This window comes from Motiliproteus sp. (assembly GCF_965230735.1).
GTDB lineage: Bacteria > Pseudomonadota > Gammaproteobacteria > Pseudomonadales > Balneatricaceae > Motiliproteus.
Genome location: NZ_OZ246016.1, coordinates 2,514,024 through 2,530,842 on the forward strand (window position 1 = coordinate 2,514,024; position 16,819 = coordinate 2,530,842).

The 16,819-nt window shown below is 57.4% G+C and carries 14 protein-coding genes; 9 read left to right on the top strand and 5 right to left on the bottom strand.

The window, feature by feature from the left end; translation table 11 throughout:
• Positions 1-2 precede the first annotated feature (2 nt).
• The 7 genes from acnD to ACO05M_RS11675 all read left to right on the top strand — a co-directional run bounded on the left by acnD (position 3) and on the right by ACO05M_RS11675 (position 7,131).
• Positions 3-2,612 carry a Fe/S-dependent 2-methylisocitrate dehydratase AcnD gene (gene acnD / locus ACO05M_RS11645; RefSeq protein ID WP_421862828.1) on the top strand — a complete coding sequence of 870 codons (2,610 nt, stop codon included), beginning with the start codon at positions 3-5 and terminating at the stop codon, positions 2,610-2,612.
• Positions 2,613-2,788: 176 nt separating this feature from the next.
• Complete coding sequence (prpF, locus tag ACO05M_RS11650) at positions 2,789-3,967, top strand: 2-methylaconitate cis-trans isomerase PrpF (protein ID WP_421862830.1); 1,179 nt, start codon at positions 2,789-2,791, stop codon at positions 3,965-3,967.
• A 304-nt stretch (positions 3,968-4,271) separates the two neighbouring features.
• On the top strand, positions 4,272-4,904 hold the full coding sequence (locus tag ACO05M_RS11655) for a YitT family protein (RefSeq protein ID WP_421862833.1): 633 nt from the start codon (positions 4,272-4,274) through the stop codon (positions 4,902-4,904).
• Between the two features lie 114 nt (positions 4,905-5,018).
• Positions 5,019-5,648 (top strand): carbonate dehydratase, encoded by a 630-nt coding sequence (gene can, locus ACO05M_RS11660; protein ID WP_421862836.1) that lies wholly within the window; start codon positions 5,019-5,021, stop codon positions 5,646-5,648.
• Positions 5,649-5,690: 42 nt separating this feature from the next.
• Complete coding sequence (locus ACO05M_RS11665; protein WP_421862839.1) at positions 5,691-6,047, top strand: GFA family protein; 357 nt, start codon at positions 5,691-5,693, stop codon at positions 6,045-6,047.
• A gap of 26 nt (positions 6,048-6,073) precedes the next feature.
• Positions 6,074-6,478, top strand: coding sequence for a phnA protein (locus ACO05M_RS11670; protein WP_421862840.1), 405 nt, complete (start codon positions 6,074-6,076; stop codon positions 6,476-6,478).
• Between the two features lie 47 nt (positions 6,479-6,525).
• Positions 6,526-7,131: an HAD family hydrolase gene (locus ACO05M_RS11675; protein ID WP_421862843.1), complete on the top strand. Its 606-nt coding sequence runs from the start codon at positions 6,526-6,528 to the stop codon at positions 7,129-7,131.
• Here ACO05M_RS11675 and ACO05M_RS11680 read toward each other — a convergent pair.
• The gene (locus tag ACO05M_RS11680) at positions 7,112-8,065 is read right to left on the bottom strand and encodes a TraB/GumN family protein (protein ID WP_421862845.1); all 954 of its coding nucleotides are present in this window, start codon (positions 8,063-8,065) and stop codon (positions 7,112-7,114) included. The genes ACO05M_RS11675 and ACO05M_RS11680 overlap by 20 nt on opposite strands.
• A gap of 99 nt (positions 8,066-8,164) precedes the next feature.
• Entirely contained in the window at positions 8,165-10,978 is a 2,814-nt protein-coding gene (locus tag ACO05M_RS11685; protein WP_421862848.1) for a bifunctional diguanylate cyclase/phosphodiesterase, read from the bottom strand.
• Positions 10,979-11,199: 221 nt separating this feature from the next.
• Between ACO05M_RS11685 and rraA the strand changes: the two genes are divergently transcribed.
• Positions 11,200-11,685 carry a ribonuclease E activity regulator RraA gene (gene rraA / locus ACO05M_RS11690; protein WP_421862850.1) on the top strand — a complete coding sequence of 162 codons (486 nt, stop codon included), beginning with the start codon at positions 11,200-11,202 and terminating at the stop codon, positions 11,683-11,685.
• 65 nt (positions 11,686-11,750) lie between these two features.
• Complete coding sequence (locus ACO05M_RS11695; protein WP_421862853.1) at positions 11,751-13,010, top strand: diguanylate cyclase; 1,260 nt, start codon at positions 11,751-11,753, stop codon at positions 13,008-13,010.
• Positions 13,011-13,033: 23 nt separating this feature from the next.
• On the opposite strand, the gene ACO05M_RS11700 is transcribed toward ACO05M_RS11695, so the two are convergent.
• The 3 genes from ACO05M_RS11700 to ACO05M_RS11710 all read right to left on the bottom strand — a co-directional run bounded on the left by ACO05M_RS11700 (position 13,034) and on the right by ACO05M_RS11710 (position 16,609).
• On the bottom strand, positions 13,034-14,623 hold the full coding sequence (locus tag ACO05M_RS11700) for an acyl CoA:acetate/3-ketoacid CoA transferase (RefSeq protein ID WP_421862856.1): 1,590 nt from the start codon (positions 14,621-14,623) through the stop codon (positions 13,034-13,036).
• Between the two features lie 141 nt (positions 14,624-14,764).
• Positions 14,765-14,971: a hypothetical protein gene (locus tag ACO05M_RS11705; protein ID WP_421862859.1), complete on the bottom strand. Its 207-nt coding sequence runs from the start codon at positions 14,969-14,971 to the stop codon at positions 14,765-14,767.
• 204 nt (positions 14,972-15,175) lie between these two features.
• Positions 15,176-16,609 carry a sigma-54 interaction domain-containing protein gene (locus tag ACO05M_RS11710; RefSeq protein WP_421862862.1) on the bottom strand — a complete coding sequence of 478 codons (1,434 nt, stop codon included), beginning with the start codon at positions 16,607-16,609 and terminating at the stop codon, positions 15,176-15,178.
• Positions 16,610-16,819: the final 210 nt, after the last annotated feature.

Consider the following 16,819-nt stretch of genomic DNA (forward strand, 5'->3'; position numbering starts at 1 on the left):
CTATGAATACTCAATACCGAAAGCCGCTGGCCGGTACCGATCTGGACTACTACGACACCCGTGAGGCGGTCGAAGCGATCCAGCCGGGTGCCTACGCCAAGCTGAATTACACCTCCAAGGTACTGGCTGAACAGCTGGTCCGTCGCTGCGAGCCCGAGGCCTTAACCGACTCGCTCAAGCAGCTGATCGAATGCAAGCGTGATCTGGATTTCCCCTGGTATCCTGCGCGCGTGGTTTGTCACGACATCCTGGGTCAGACCGCACTGGTCGACCTGGCGGGTCTGCGTGACGCGATCGCCGATCAGGGCGGTGACCCGTCCAAGGTTAACCCGGTTGTTCCAACCCAGCTGATCGTTGACCACTCGCTGGCCGTTGAAGCACCCGGTTTCGATCCGGACGCGTTCGAAAAGAACCGCGAGATCGAAGACCGTCGTAACGAAGACCGCTTCCACTTTATCGAGTGGTGTAAGACTGCGTTCGACAACGTTGATGTTATCCCTGCCGGTAACGGCATCATGCACCAGATCAACCTGGAGAAGATGTCTCCGGTGATCCAGGCCCGTGACGGCGTTGCCTACCCGGATACCTGTGTCGGTACCGACTCCCACACCCCGCACGTTGACGCCCTGGGTGTTATCGCAATCGGTGTCGGTGGTCTGGAAGCCGAAACCGTCATGCTGGGTCGCCCATCCATGATGCGTCTGCCGGACATCGTTGGCGTTAAGATCGTCGGCGAGCGTCAGCCGGGTATCACCGCGACCGATATCGCCCTGGCGATGACCGAGTTCCTGCGTAACGAGAAAGTCGTTTCCGCTTACCTCGAGTTCTTCGGCCCGGGTGCTTCGACCCTGTCGATCGGTGACCGTGCCACGCTGTCCAACATGACCCCTGAGTACGGTGCGTCTGCCGGTATGTTCTACATCGACGAACAGACCATCGACTACCTGAAGCTGACCGGTCGTGAGCCGGAGCAGGTTGCTCTGGTTGAGCAGTACGCCAAGCTGACCGGCCTGTGGGCCGATGACATGGTTGAGGCCAAGTACGAGCGCGTACTGGAATTCGATCTGTCTTCCGTTGTTCGTAACATGGCTGGCCCATCCAACCCGCACCGTCGTCTGCCGACCACCGCGCTGAACGAGCGTGGCATCGCCTCCGACGAGCTGCTGGCTGCTGCCAAGGCGGAAGAAGCCGAAGGCAAGATGCCGGATGGCGCCGTGATCATCGCTGCGATCACCTCCTGTACCAACACCTCCAACCCGCGCAACGTAGTTGCTGCCGGCCTGGTGGCCAAGAAAGCGAATGAGCTGGGTCTGGTTCGTAAGCCTTGGGTTAAGTCGTCGTTCGCGCCGGGTTCTAAGGTCGCCAAGCTGTATCTGGAAGAAGCCGGCCTGCTGCCTGAGCTGGAGAAGCTGGGCTTCGGTATCGTCGCTTACGCCTGTACGACCTGTAACGGTATGTCCGGTGCGCTGGATCCTGCGATTCAGCAGGAGATCATCGACCGTGACCTGTACGCCACCGCAGTACTGTCCGGTAACCGTAACTTCGACGGCCGTATCCACCCGTACGCCAAGCAGGCGTTCCTGGCGTCACCGCCACTGGTTGTTGCCTACGCCATCGCCGGTACCATGCGTTTCGACATCGAGAAGGACGTACTGGGCACCGACAAAGACGGCAACCCGGTGACGCTGAAGGACATCTGGCCTTCTGACGAAGAGATCGATGCACTGGTCGAGAAGAGCGTTAAGCCTGAGCAGTTCAACCAGGTTTACATTCCGATGTTCGATCTGGGTGAAGTCGAGAAGGCGCCAAGCCCGCTGTACGACTGGCGTCCACAGACCACCTACATCCGTCGCCCTCCTTACTGGGAAGGCGCACTGGCTGGTGAGCGCACCATGAAGGGCATGCGTCCTCTGGCAGTACTGGGTGACAACATCACCACCGACCACCTGTCGCCGTCCAACGCGATCCTGCCTGACTCGGCAGCGGGCGAGTACTGCGGCAAGATGGGACTGAAGCCTGAGGATTACAACTCCTACGCGACTCACCGTGGTGATCACCTGACCGCACAGCGTGCGACCTTCGCTAACCCGAAACTGCTCAACGAGATGTGTCTCGATGACAACGGTGAAGTGAAGCAGGGCTCCCTGGCCCGTATCGAGCCGGAAGGCAAAGAGAGCCGTATGTGGGAAGCGATCGAGACCTACATGGAGCGTAAGCAGCCGCTGATCCTGATCGCCGGTGCTGACTACGGTCAGGGTTCTTCCCGTGACTGGGCTGCCAAAGGTGTTCGTCTGGCCGGCGTTGAAACCATCGTTGCCGAAGGCTTCGAGCGCATCCACCGTACCAACCTGGTCGGTATGGGCGTTCTGCCGCTGCAGTTCAAAGATGGCGAGACCCGCAAGACCTACGGCATCGACGGTACTGAGACCTTTGACGTTGAGGGCGACATCAGCCCGCGTTGCGACATGACCGTGGTTATGACCCGCAAGAACGGCGAAAAGGTTCAGATCCCGGTGACCTGTCGTCTGGATACTGCCGAAGAAGTGGTTGTCCACGCCGCCGGTGGTGTTCTGCAGCGTTTCGCTCAGGACTTCCTGGCTGCCAACGCCTAAGCCGCGTAATCAATCCTGCCGGGGCTTCGGCCCCGCAGGGTTGAGTATTTTCTAACGCTACTTTGAACGACTCGTTATAGCCGTTTGGCTGCAGCTTGTGCCTTCGTGTACCTGAACATCCCGGCTAAATCGCTATAACGCCCAGTCTCAACCCCGAACACAAAGGATACAGACCCATGGCCCATGCTCCCCAGATTAAAGTTCCCGCCACTTACATCCGTGGTGGAACCAGTAAAGGTGTTTTCTTCAACTTGACCGACCTGCCGGAGTCCGCGCAGGTGCCGGGTGAAGCTCGGGATAATCTGTTGCTTCGCGTGATCGGTAGCCCGGATCCCTACGGCAAGCAGACCGACGGCATGGGTGGCGCGACCTCCAGCACCAGCAAGACCGTGATCCTGTCCAAAAGCAACGAGCCGGATCACGATGTCGATTACCTGTTCGGTCAGGTCTCCATCGACAAGCCGTTCGTGGATTGGAGCGGCAACTGCGGCAACCTGACCGCCGCGGTTGGTGCCTTTGCGATCAGCAGCGGCTTGGTCGATGCCGATCGGATCCCGGAGAACGGGATTGCCGTGGTTCGGATCTGGCAGGCCAATATCAACAAGACCATCATCGCCAATGTGCCGATGACCAACGGTGAAGTGCAGGAAACCGGCGACTTCGAACTCGACGGCGTGACCTTCCCGGCGGCCGAAGTGCAGGTTGAATTTATCAGCCCGGTCGACGCCACCGATGCGATGTTCCCGACCGGCAACCTGGTTGATGATCTGGAAGTCCCGGGCATCGGTACCTTCAAGGCCACCATGATCAATGCGGGTATCCCGACTGTGTTCCTGAATGCCGCGGACATCGGTTATACCGGCACCGAACTGCAGGAAGCGATCAACGGTGATCCTGCGGCGCTGGAGCGGTTCGAGACCATCCGTGCCCACGGCGCCGTGAAGATGGGACTGATCAGTGATGTGTCCGAGGCCGCCGGTCGTCAGCACACCCCGAAAGTGGCGTTCTGTGCCGCACCGACAAGCTATGTCTCTTCCAGCGGTAAAGAGATCAGCGCCGAGGCGATTGATCTGAACGTGCGTGCCCTGTCCATGGGTAAGCTGCACCACGCGATGATGGGTACCGCTGCCGTGGCGATCGGCACCGCGGCCACCATCCCTGGAACCTTGGTGAACCTGGCCGCCGGTGGTGGCGAGCGTGAAGCGGTCACTTTCGGCCATCCGTCCGGAACCCTGAAAGTGGGTGCAGAGGCCAGTGAGAATGGCGGCGACTGGACGGTCAACAAGGTCGTGATGAGCCGCAGTGCGCGTGTATTGATGGAAGGCTGGGTCCGGGTTCCGGGCGATAGCTTCTAATTCTTCGGCATTGATTCAATGCGACCGGTCTTGGTATTGGATCGGTTGCCTTGTGATACCACCTCATGGTGGTGCCCCCGAGTCATCCCGGCCGCTTTTGCAGTCGGGGTGCATTAGCCACCAGCCCTCCCTATCAAGGACTGGCGGATAATTGATTGGCCCTGAACTCGAAAGAGTTCAGGGCCTTTTTTATGCGGCCTTTTGTGTCAAACAGGTGGCGATCGGTGCTGAAGTTCGGCGTTGTTTGGTTGATAATTTACGAGTGTTAAATATAATCGACAGATCCATTCTGAGGTCCGTTGATATGTCACAAACTGCTGCTTCACCCCGTCATGCCGAGCCGAGTGCCGAACATAGTCATTTCGAGGATCTGTTTGCGCTGATCTCAGGAACCTCCTTCGTCGCACTGGGTGTGTTTCTGTTCAACCAACTGGGATTGCTGACCGGCGGCACGGCGGGTATCGCGCTGCTGTTGACCCACCTGAGCCCGTTGAGTTTTGGTCAGATATTCTTTCTGATCAATTTACCTTTCTATTACCTGGCCTTTCGGCAGATGGGTTGGAGGTTCTGTTTGAACACCTTCATCTCGGTGGCGACCGTATCACTGATGGTGGATTATGCCGGTCTGTTTATCGAAGTGACCCGGCTAGAACCGCTGGTGGCTGCCGTGATCGGTGGTTTTCTGATGGGCATGGGGATGCTGATTCTGTTCCGGCACCGCTCCAGTCTGGGCGGGCTGGGTATCCTGGCACTGTTCCTTCAAGCCCGACACGGTATTCGGGCGGGGAAGTTCCAGCTGGCGGTTGATTGCCTGATTCTGCTGTGCTCGTTCTTTATCGTCAGCTGGCAGTTATTGGCATTTTCCATTTTGGGTGCCGTGGCGTTGAATATGGTGATCACGCTGAATCATAAGCCGGGTCGCTACCAGATTACCTGAGCCTTGGTGCTCAGGTCTGATTGCGTCTGAGGCATCGCTGACGTATAACAGCTGTCATATAACAATAGCCCCGTTAATTGAGCCGAAATTGAGCCGACCAGGCAGTGGAGCCCGATGACCATTGATAAGGAACTGTTTGAACGTAATCGCCAGTGGGCCGATTCGATCAAACAGCAAGACCCCGATTACTTCAAGCGCCTTTCCGAGCAACAAAGCCCCGAGATCCTCTGGATCGGCTGTTCCGACAGCCGGGTGCCGGCCAACCAGTTACTGAAATTGGCCCCGGGTGAGGTCTTCGTTCACCGAAATATTGCCAATGTGGTGGTGCATACCGATCTGAACTGCTTGTCGGTAATTCAGTATGCCGTGCAGGTACTGAAGGTGAAGCACATTATTGTCTGCGGCCACTATGGCTGCGGCGGGATCCAGGCCGCGCTTGAGGGCAAGGAGAACGGCCTTATCGATAACTGGCTTCGTCATATTAAAGATGTGCACCGCTACCACCGCGATAAGTTCGAATCCTGTGAAGATGAGCGCGAACGACTCAACCTGCTGTGCGAACTGAATGTGATCGAGCAGGTCGGTAATGTCTGTCACAGCACCATCGTCAAGCATGCCTGGCGATCCGGTCAGGAGCTCAGCGTTCACGGCTGGATCTACAGCATTGAAAACGGCATCCTCAAGGACCTGGGGATGACGATAACCAACCCTCAGGACCTGTCGGCCGCTTCTCAGCTGCGTTGATCATCTAAACTGTCACTAGAGTGATCCGAGCGGAGAGAGCGAATGGAGCGCTATCAGGGAAGCTGCCATTGCGGTGCGGTCAAGTTCCAATTCAACGGCGATCGCATTGATCGGGGAATTCGTTGCAACTGTTCCCTCTGTGTTCGTAAGGGCGCATTGATGCTGCCTTATCTGCTGACCCGTGATCAGCTCCAGATCAAAACGGAGACGGACAGTCTGGGGCTATACCAGTTCGGCTCCAAGGTGGCGAAACACTATTTTTGTAAACACTGCGGAATCTACACCTTTCACGAAACCCTGAGAGCACCGGGAAGTTGCAGGGTTAATCTGGGCTGTATTGACGGACTGGATGTGGAATCGCTTGAGATTCAGCACTTTGACGGCAAGCATCTGTTGTAACAGCGGAACTGCCCAAGGAGAGAGATGTGGCCAAAGGGCTTCACGAACATCAGCTTCGCCATCAGGGGTTGAACCGCTTTGGTAAGGACCTGACCCGCCGAGCAGGTTCTTGCTGTGAGCTTTGTGAAACCAGCGGGGTAAAACTCAGCATTCACGAAGTCCCCCCGGTCCCTCAGGAGCCGGACTACGAGCACTGCGCGTTCCTGTGTGAGCGCTGTATCGAGCAACTCGAATACCCCAAACGGCGCGACCCGGACTATTGGCATTTTCTGTCTAAAACCGTCTGGCACGAGGTGCCCGCTGTTCAGGTCCTTTCGGTGTGGATGTGCCGACAGCTGGCCGATCAGGTGCCTTGGGCGGCTGAGCTGTTGGAACAGCTTTACCTGACCCCGGAAGTGGAAGATTGGCTGGAACGCCTGGAAAAGAGCTGATTGCCTCGTCAACCACCGCATTTCCCACTCGCTAAGGACTCCGTAGCGTGACCCCCGAACAGCTGTTGCAGAAACGCTATTGGATCTTCGATCTTGACGGTACCTTGACCCTGCCGCTGCACGACTTTGCCGCGATGCGGGCGGAACTCGGAATACCCGCCGGTGTTGGGATTCTGGAGCATATCGAGCTGCAGCCGGAGCCGCGTCGAGCCGAATTAAACAGAATATTGGATCGTATTGAGCTGGATGTGGCTCGGCGATCTGAGCCGATGCCATACGCCCGTGAACTGGTGCAGACACTGGTTGAACAGGGTTGCAAGCTGGCTATTCTGACCCGCAATCGACGCGATTGCGTCGACATCGTGTTGCAGCGGTTGGGGTTGCAGCGATGCTTTGACCCCGAAGCCATTATTGCCAGTGGCTGTGCACCCCCGAAGCCTTCTCCGGACGGTATCCATCGTCTGCTTGAGGGGTGGCAATGCCGGCCTTCAGAGGCGGTGATGGTGGGGGACTTTCTCTATGACCTGGAAGCCGGCAGGGCCGCCGGGGTCGCCACTGTCCATTTTGCCATCGATCGACAGCAGCGTTGGCCGGAGATGACCGACCTGCTGCTGGAGAGTTTCGAGCCGCTACTTAGTCGACAACCCGGCTGATATGGTAGCCCTTGTTGGCCAATAAGGCCTGTACACCATTGTCGCTACCAAAGTGGGCGGCACCGACGGCAATGAACAATGACTGTTGCGGGTGTTGCTGCAGTTCTTCCTCGATTCGTTCGGCCATCAGGCGATTGCGATCGTCGATCAATCCCTGCTCCAGTTTTTGCAGAATTTTATCGTCCAGTTGCCACTGGGTTTCGAACAGTGCATTCAACTGATCCGGATCGCCACTGCGGTAGGCGGCGTAGGTCTGCTGCATCCAGGAGTTGTTCGGTGTCTGCTGCGCCAGCGACTCCAGAGTCGCTTCCAGCATCGCGATCTGTTCGGCAAAACTGAGCTGCTCGAAAACCCCGATCTGTTGCTGAGGGGTTTCAAGTGCCCCGGTTTCTTTACCGCTCTGTCGCGCCCGTTGATAGAGACGCTGGTCCATGGCGGGTTGTTGACTGTAGTTGAGCTGGTCTTCGATCAGGGTCAGCGCCACGGTAAAGGCCCATAACTTCAGCCGTTCGAACAATGCCAAGTTTAGGTTCGGATTGATCCTGGCCAATTCCTGATTGCTGCGTTGACGCAGTTTCGGCGGCAGCGAACTGCTGAGCTTACGGCCGGGTGGCAGCTGCAGCAGCTGCTGGGTGGTTTGCAGGGTTTGAGGATCGAGCTCCAGTTCGCCATAGAACCGATCGGACTGGTTGAACGCTTGCTCGACCGACTCGGGCAGCTGATTCAGCTCCGGGTGGCCGCTATGGATGGTGCCGAATAGATAATGATGACGGCCGTTATGTTCCAGTTGCCATAAAAACGGCTGTCCGGCCTGGGCAGAAACCCAAGGCAGAGAGAGCAGCAACAGCAGGGCCAGCAACATCCAGGCTCGTTTGCTGTCGGGGCGCTGGCTGAATACAGCAGGGGTTTTCGAAACGGATGAGGCTGGATACATCTGCGGCTCCTTGCATACGAGGTGTCGGGTCAGCGGTCGCGCTGTGGCGGTGATAGCGCACTCTTCTATCGACCATCGTTCGGCCGAACAGTTTCCGGATTAAAGTGTATCGAAATCCAGTTCGGTACTGTCGATCCACTCGATGAACTGATCCGCCGGCAGGGGCGGGCTGAACAGGAATCCCTGTCCCATCGGGCAGCGGTGCTCCAGCAGGAAGTCGAGTTGTTCCTGGGTTTCGACCCCCTCGGCGATTACATTCAGGCCCAGGCCTCGGGCCATCAGAATAATGGCTTTGATAATCGCGGCATCCTCTCGGTCGACCATCAGGTCGCGCACAAAGCCGCGGTCGATCTTCAGGCTGGTCAGCGGGAAGCGTTTCAGGTATTGCAGGTTGGAGTAGCCGGTGCCGAAGTCATCGATACTGATCTCGACACCCAGCTGGCGGAGCTGAACCAGTTTCTCATTGGCGCTGCTGCTGGCATCGACCACCATGCTTTCGGTGATCTCAAGTTCGAGCGCATCGGTAGACAGTTTGGTGCGCTCCAGGGTTTGGCGTACATCCTCCACCAGATCGGCTTTGGCAAATTGCCGAGCCGACAGGTTCACCGAAACACGCAGGTGGGTAAAGCCTTCCTGATGCCACTGCTGAGTCTGGCGGCAGGCCTCCTCCAGCACCCATTGCCCCAGCGGGACGATCAGTCCGGTCTCTTCGGCCACCGGGATAAAATCGGCCGGTGAGATGAGTCCCTGGGTGGGGTGGTGCCAGCGGATCAGCGCCTCCATTCCCAGCACGCGACGGCTGTGCAACTCCAGTTTAGGCTGGTAGTAGAGCGCAAACTGCTGCTTTTCGATCGCTTCACGGAGCTGGTTTTCCAGCATCAGACGCGAGGAGGCGCGATCCTGCAGCTTCTGGGTGAAGTAATGGAATGAATTACGGCCCTGTTCTTTGGCCTGATACATCGCCATATCGGCGTGGCGCAGCAGGGTTTCGGCGTCTTCGCCGTCGTCGGGGTAGAGGGCGATACCGATACTGGCGCCGACATGCAGTTGCTGGCCAACCAGTTCGATCGGCTCCTGAATCCGTTTCAGCATCCGTTCGACCAGGGCAGTGGCGCTGTCAATATCGCTCAGCTCGGACACGATGACGGTAAATTCATCGCCGCCCAGGCGGGTCACGGTATCGTTCTCCCGCACTTCAATGGACAGACGGGCGGCTATAACCTTCAGCAGCTCGTCACCAACGCTGTGGCCGAAGGAGTCGTTGACATGTTTGAAGCGGTCTAGATCGAGGAACAGCAGCGCCAGTCGACCCTGGTGTCGGCGGGTTGACAGAATTTCGTGCTTCAGCCGCTCCTGGAACAGGGTTCGGTTGGGTAGTCCGGTAAGCGGATCGTAGTAGGCCATCCGCTCCAGCTCTTTTTCGGTCTGCTTGATATTGCTGATGTCGGAAAAGACCCCGATATAGCGGTGATGCGGATCGTTGGCATCGCCGATCCGGTTGATGGTGATCCAGGCCGGATAGACTTCACCGGTGGCTTTGCGATTCCATAGTTCACCGTTCCAGGCACCGGTTTGGTTGATCCGTTTCCACATGGCTTGGTAGAACGCCTTGTCATGGTAACCGGAGCTGTACTTGGCCGGGGTTGCGCCGATCATCTCTTCACGGCCGTAACCGCTGATCCGGCTGAACGCCTCGTTGACCTGGATGATCCGGGTGTTGGCATCGGTGATAATGACCGCGTCGCTGGTGTGGTCGATAACCAGTTGTGACAGCTGCAACTGCTCAAACAGTTGACGGTGTTCGGTAACGTCTTGGAACAGTGACAGCATGCGAGGGCCGTCGGGGGTCTGCAGGCTGGAGTGGAAGCAGCGCCAGCTGCGTTCTTGGCCGTGATAATTCTGCAGCGTGATCTCCTGACCATCTTGAAGTTGCTCGCTGGTCAGCAACTGTTCGACCGACGCGGGTAAGTGCGGATACTGACTGTCGGCACTCAGCTCGGCGCTCGGTAGCGCTGACATCTTGCGCAGCGACTGGTTGATATGGCTGATTTGACCGTTTTTGGGATCGGAGATCGCCATCCCCAGTGGGGAATCCTCGAAGGCGGCAAAGAAGGTGGCCTGGCTGAAACGTTCGCGTTGGCGCTGTCGATTACGTATCTGTAAGGCGGCAAAGGCCATCAGCGCCAGCAGGGCGCATCCGGCACGGATAAACCAGCGATACGGGGATTGGTTGACCCAACCGCCCTGGGGTTGGGCCACCATCTGCCATGACCCGTAGGGCAGTAGGACCTGCTGACGAACATCGGAGGTTTCGAAGATCTGCGGATCGCCGAAAAAGATATCGCCGTGGGAGCCGAGACTGTCGCGGCCACGAATAGCCAGTTCAAGGTCGGGTTTGCGTTCGAGTAGCCCTGCCTGCTGATAGAGCTTCTCGGTATGGATCACCGAAGAGACGATGCCCCAGAACTTGGGGCGGTTCTGATCGTCACGTACGAAGACCGGTAAACGGACGATCAGGCCGATGCCGCCCTGAACCAGATTAACCGGGCCGGCAATCACCATGGTATTTAAATCACGGGCTTTCAAGGCCGCATCGCGCTGTTCAGCCACCTTGGTGTAATCCAGCCCCAGCGCTGCCTGGTTACCCTGCAGCGGGTAAACATAACGAATCACCAGGTCCGGTGCAGCGGCGATATTTCGCAGTGCGTTCGGGTTTAACAGTAACTTTTCGGCCAGGCCGTCGAACTGCGCTTGGTCGAAATCCGGGTTGGTGGAGATGGCCGCCGACATACCGTTGAGCAGATACAGGTTGGAGTAGAGGGTGCCTTCTAGTCGGGCGCGGACCAGACTGAGTTTCTCGACCACCTCAACCCGCTGATCATTCAGATGCCGGGTCGCGAACAGGCTTTCCAAGCTTAGGTCCAGCAAAAGAACAGCTGTAACAAGAACTAATATTTGGGATAAGCGCATCTATGCAGCACACCTTTCGCTACCGTCTCGGTATCATAGGTAAAAATAGTGCTAAGCGCATGAAATTATAAAGACTAAGAGACGGCGACTTGATTTGAGTCTAAGGTAGACCCGATCTTTTGGTAAGAAACTGCACCCCTATCAGCAATCTTAAGGAGAATACTGTGGATCTGTTACCCGATCTTTGCGATCAATACCCTGAGTTGGTTCGAGTGGTCGAGCCGATGTTCGGTAACTTCGGCGGCCGTGAAGTTTTCGGCGGTGAGATCGTCACCATCAAAGCCTACGAAGATAACTCGCTGGTACGCGAACAGGTGGCCCTGCCAGGCCAGGGTAAGGTGTTGGTGGTTGATGGCGGCGGTTCAATGCGTCGCGCGATGCTCGGCGATATGCTGGCTGAGAAAGCCGCCGACAACGGCTGGGAAGGTATTGTGATCTACGGTTGTATCCGCGACGTGGATGCGATCGGCGAGACCGATCTTGGCGTAGCCGCGCTGGGGACTCATCCGATGAAAACCGACAAGCGTGGACTGGGCGATCTCAACGTTGAGCTATGCTTCGGCGGTGTGACTTTCCGTCCCGGTGAATACCTCTATGCGGATAATAATGGCGTGCTGGTTGCCGCCGAGCCCCTTGAGGTCCAGGACTAAGCGATCAAGCGGTGTGGTCCTTCGGTAACCAAGGGCCATGGTTATCGATGGGTAGGAGTCCCGAGATGGCAAATGCTAGCAAGGTACTGATCGTCGAAGACAGTGTGACGATGGGGCGTGTGCTCAGCTATCTGGTTCGTCAGAAGCTGGGGTTTATCCCGGTCGTGACCACATCGCTGCAGCAAACCCGGCAATATCTGGAGGAGGGTTATGACCCTGATCTGGTAGCTGCCGTTGTCGATCTGAACCTGCCCGATGCTCCCCATGGTGAGGCGGTTGATGTCGTTATGGACAAGGGGGTGCCGGTGATCGTGCTATCCGGCCTGGTCGATCCGGAGACGCGCCGCTCGTTGTTGGATAAGGGGGTGGTCGACTACCTCAACAAAGAGGGGCGTTATGCCTACGAGTATGTGATCAAGTTGATTCGCCGCTTGGTCCATAACCCGAGCATCAAAACCCTGGTGGTCGACGACTCTCGGGTCAGTCGGGGGTTGATGGTCTCGCTCCTGCGTCAATACAACATCGATCCGATGGAGGCGGCCAATGGTGCCCAGGCGCTGGAGCTGCTGCAGCAACAGCCTGATATCGAACTGCTGATCACCGATTTCAATATGGAGCGTATGGACGGCTTTGAACTGACCACCCGGGTCCGTCAGCAGTACTCCCCGGAACAGTTGGTGATTATCGGGGTTTCATCGGTTGAAGACGATGGCGCCTTGTCGGCGAAGTTTATCAAGAGCGGGGCCAACGACTTTCTGCAAAAGCCGTTTTCCCACGAAGAGTTCCACTGTCGCATCATGCAGAACCTGGAGCTGATGGAGATGATCCAGCGGCTGAATCGGGCCGCATCGACCGATGCCCTGACCGGTCTGTCAAACCGTCGCCACTTCTTTGAACAGGGCAGTAAGCTGTTGAAGCAGGCTGATGCCCAGCAGCAGCCGGTGAGTGTGGCGCAGCTGGATTTGGATCATTTCAAACAGATCAACGACCGCTACGGTCACGAAGCCGGAGACGGTGTGTTGGTGGCTTTCTCCCAACTGCTCGAACAGCACTTCTCCAGCTGGTTATGCGCTCGCATGGGGGGCGAAGAGTTCGCTCTGGTGTTGCTCGGGTGTGATCAGCCGCAAGCGATGCAGTTGCTTGAGCGCTTCCAGTCGCAGGTTAACGCGCAAGCCTGGAGCTACCAACAGCACTCGTTGTCGGTCAGTTGCAGCATTGGACTGTCGACCGACGCCGGTGATCTCGATGAACGCCTCCGTCTGGCCGATCAGGCGCTATATCGAGCGAAAGCCGAGGGGCGCAATCGAATCTGTGGCAGCGATTGATCGATCGAACCCACTCCGTGAGTCTAACGCTTGGCAGTAAGCATTTTTGCCTGGTTGTACAGTTTTTTGTCGCTTTGTTTCAGGTTGGGTGCAATCAGCGGCTTGAACTCCATCAGCGCCAAAATATCACGCTCCAGATCCAGTCCCGGCGCGATTTCGATTAATTCAATGCCGTTTCCGGTCAGCTGAAACACGCAACGCTCGGTGATATAGAGCACCTTCTGGCCCCGTTGAGCCGCATAGCGGCCATTGAAGGTCAGGTGATCAATAGTGCCGACAAACTTCTTCACCAGCGTCGGGGGCGTATCAGGCGCCCTCAGGCCATCGGTTTCAATGCTCAATTTCGGGTCGCCGCTGCAGAAGGTACCCATAAAATAGACCTCCCGGGCGTTCTGGCTGATATTGATAAAGCCGCCGGCGCCGGCGATTCGGCTACCGAAGCGGCTGACATTGACGTCACCGTTGGCGTTGACCTGGGCCATGCCGAGAAAGGCCTGATCCAGGCCGCCGCCGTCGTAGAAATCAAACTGGGCCGGCTGGTCGATAACCGAGTCCGGGTTGATCACCGCGCCGAAGCTCAAGCCGCCGGCGGGGAGGCCGCCGATACCACCCGGTTCGATGGTCATGGTGACACTGCCCAGTTGACCCTCTTCTTCGGCCACCGGCGCCAGGGTTTCCGGCATGCCGATGCCCAGGTTGATCACCGAGCCGGCTTTGAGTTCCTGCAGTGCGCGTCGGCCGATCAATTTGCGTAGATCCAGATCCAGAGTCGGTAGCTCGATGTTATCCCGTTGTTCACCGGTGTAGCTGGGATTGTAGGGCTCGGCGAAGGTCTGCCAGTGGTGATCGGGATCGGCTAGCACCACCTTGTCGACCAGAATCCCGGGAATCCGAACCATGCTGGGGTGCAACGGCTCTCCCTGCTGCTGACGCTCTACCTGAACGATGACCACGCCACCGTTGTTTTTGACCGCCTGGGCGATGGCCAGGCTTTCGAGCGGCAGCGCCTCGCGTTCCATGGTGATATTGCCCTGGGGATCGGCGCTGGTACCGCGCAGCAGCGCCGCGGTAATCGGAAAACCTTTGTAGAGCAGGTATTCGCGTCCGTCGATCTCGGTCAGTTTTACCAGTTCCTCGTTGGTGCAGCTGTTGAGGCGACCACCGTCATGGCGAGGATCGACAAAGGTGTTGAGACCGACGTGGGTCAGGCAGCCGGGACGACCGGCTGCAATATCGCGAAACAGCTGGCAAATCACCCCTTGGGGAAGGTTGTAGGCTTCGATCTTGTTGTCCAGTGCCAGTTTACCCAGGCCGGGAACGAGTCCCCAGTGGCCGCCGATAACCCGTTTGACCATGCCCTCGTGAGCCAGGTGGCTGAGCCCTCGATGTTGACCATCTCCTTGGCCGGCAGCGTAGACCAGGGTCAGGTCTTTGGGGTGCCCCTGAGCAATGAAACGCTGTTCCAGTGCCGTGGCGAGCAGCTCAGCAAAACCGACGCCGACGAAACCGGCGGTCGCCAAGGTGGCATTGTCGGGAATCAGGGCGGCGGCTTCTTCGGCGCTGACAAACTTTGAGGGTGGTGTTTCTGTCGAGGTGCTGTGGTCGAGCGGCATCGGGGAGATCCTGTCGTAGAGGCGCTCATCGCTCCGGCGAGCGGCCGGTCGATGATTGGCGACGGTTATTATTCTGATAACAACACTAGCAACCTTTGCGCGAGTTGGGCCAGAGGTTGCTGTGTCGATTGGTGCTTAGCCTCAGGCGCTGACCTGGCAGGCTTCCGGGGTGCGTAGGTTATCGAGTTTGGCGATTCCGAGTTTAAAGCGTGACAGGCCAAACCAGCGTAGATCACCGGTGTCATCAACGATCATCAGCGAGGCGTTGCGTAGCTCGCGGACACGGTAGGTTTTACCTTGGGTCAGGATATCTTCGAAACTGTCGTTGGTTTTGCAAGTGGCGATCATCGTCAGATCCTTTTGTTGGCGTTGTAGGGCTGTAGATTGCTCTTCAGCTAATACCAGATCTGTGCCAGATATTTATATAATCTTTAATATCAATAATATAAAGATTATTATTTAAGTGAGTTATTTCTTGATGTCTGTTTATCCAGACAGTTTTTAAAAGCGTAACTGTCTGGAATATCAGACAGTCTGGCGAAGGCTAAGGGATTACAGCTGATGCTTGTGGAGCTTCTCGTAGAGACTCGCCCTTGAGATGCCGAGGCAGCGGGCGGCTTCAGAGCGGTTGTTGTTGCAGTGTTGAAGCGCGCGCTGGATCGCTTCGCGTTCGGCTTGCGTCATTTGTTGGGCCAAAGGGAGGATGCTGCTGTGGTCTGGGTGGGTTTCACCCTCTGGCATAAGGGGCTGGTGACTGTCAGGTAAACTGCCGGGTAGAAAGTTGCTAAGCAGGGTTGGAGACACCTCACCCTGCTCGGCGAACAGCAGCAACCGCTCAATCACATTTCGAAGCTCGCGGATATTTCCCGGCCAACGGTAGGCAGCCAGCGCCTGGTGTAGCCAGTTGTGCTGCTGCAGTGGTGCAACCCCAAGCTGCTCGGCCAGCTGGTTGCCAATCGTTTGCAGCAGATCCGGTATATCCTCCGGACGCTCACGCAAGGGCGGTAGTTCGAGCGGGAGAACATTCAGGCGGTAGTAGAGATCGGGGCGGAATTTACCTTCGGCTACCAGTTGATCAAGGTTCCGGCTGGTGGCCGCGATCACGCGTACATCAACATCGATCACCCGATTACCGCCCAGTCGTTCGATCTGCCGTTCCTGCAGCGCCCTGAGCAGTTTGCTCTGGGCCATGGTGCTCATCTCGCCGATCTCGTCGAGAAACAGCGTCCCGGATTGGGCCTGTTCAAATTTGCCGATCCGGCCTTTGGGATCGGCGCCGGTATAGGCGCCGGCTTCGGCGCCAAACAGCTCCGCCTCGATCAGGGATTCGGGCAGAGCGGCGGTGTTGATGCTGACAAAGGGGGCGTCGGCCCTGGCCGAGGCGTGGTGGATAGCTTGGGCCACCAGCTCCTTGCCGGTTCCCGTTTCACCCAGCAGCAAGACCGTGCTATCCAGCGGAGCGATCCGCAGGGCCTGCTGACGCAGTGCCAGCATCGCCGGGCTGGTGCCGATCAGGTCGGCAAAACTGTAGCGGGTCTGGCCGCAGCCGTTGTCGGTTTGGACATTGGGAAGCTGCAGGCGACTGTATTTATCGACCACCGGGCGCAGTTGGGCCAGCTTGTCGAAAAAGACCAGTCCCAGCGCGCCGCTGATATTGCCGTTCTGATCCTTCAATGGCAGCCGGGTAACCACCAGCCAGTGTTGACGAAAGCGCATCAGATCGAGCAGCTGGGGTTGGCCGGTATCGATCACTTGGCGCATCAGGCTGTTGGGGATCAGGGCTTCGGCTTCCAGTCCGCAGGGGTCGAAATGATCGGCCAGCCCCAGTAGCTGTCGATATTTATCGCTGATCCAGCGGATCCGGCAGTCTTTATCGACCAGCAGCGAACCCTCGCAGCTGCTGTCGAGTAGCTGCAGCAGCGCCAGACTATGCGGCTGCTTCGGATCCAGCAGCAGGCTGTCGTTGGTTTTGTTGGGGCCGGGCATGGGGTAGATCCATCTCAAGCGCAGCACGGCGGGGCTATTGTGGCTGAACGAGCCGGGTAGTCGCCGCTGCTTTTAGGTGCCATTAATCTAGCGCCGCGATCGCAGCTACGGCAAGGGTTTTCGACTTTTGCGGTCATTTTCGCTATAACGTGCTGCCTGAGATTCATCCTTATCCTGTCAGCGACGCTGATCGAGCCCCAAGAGATTTTC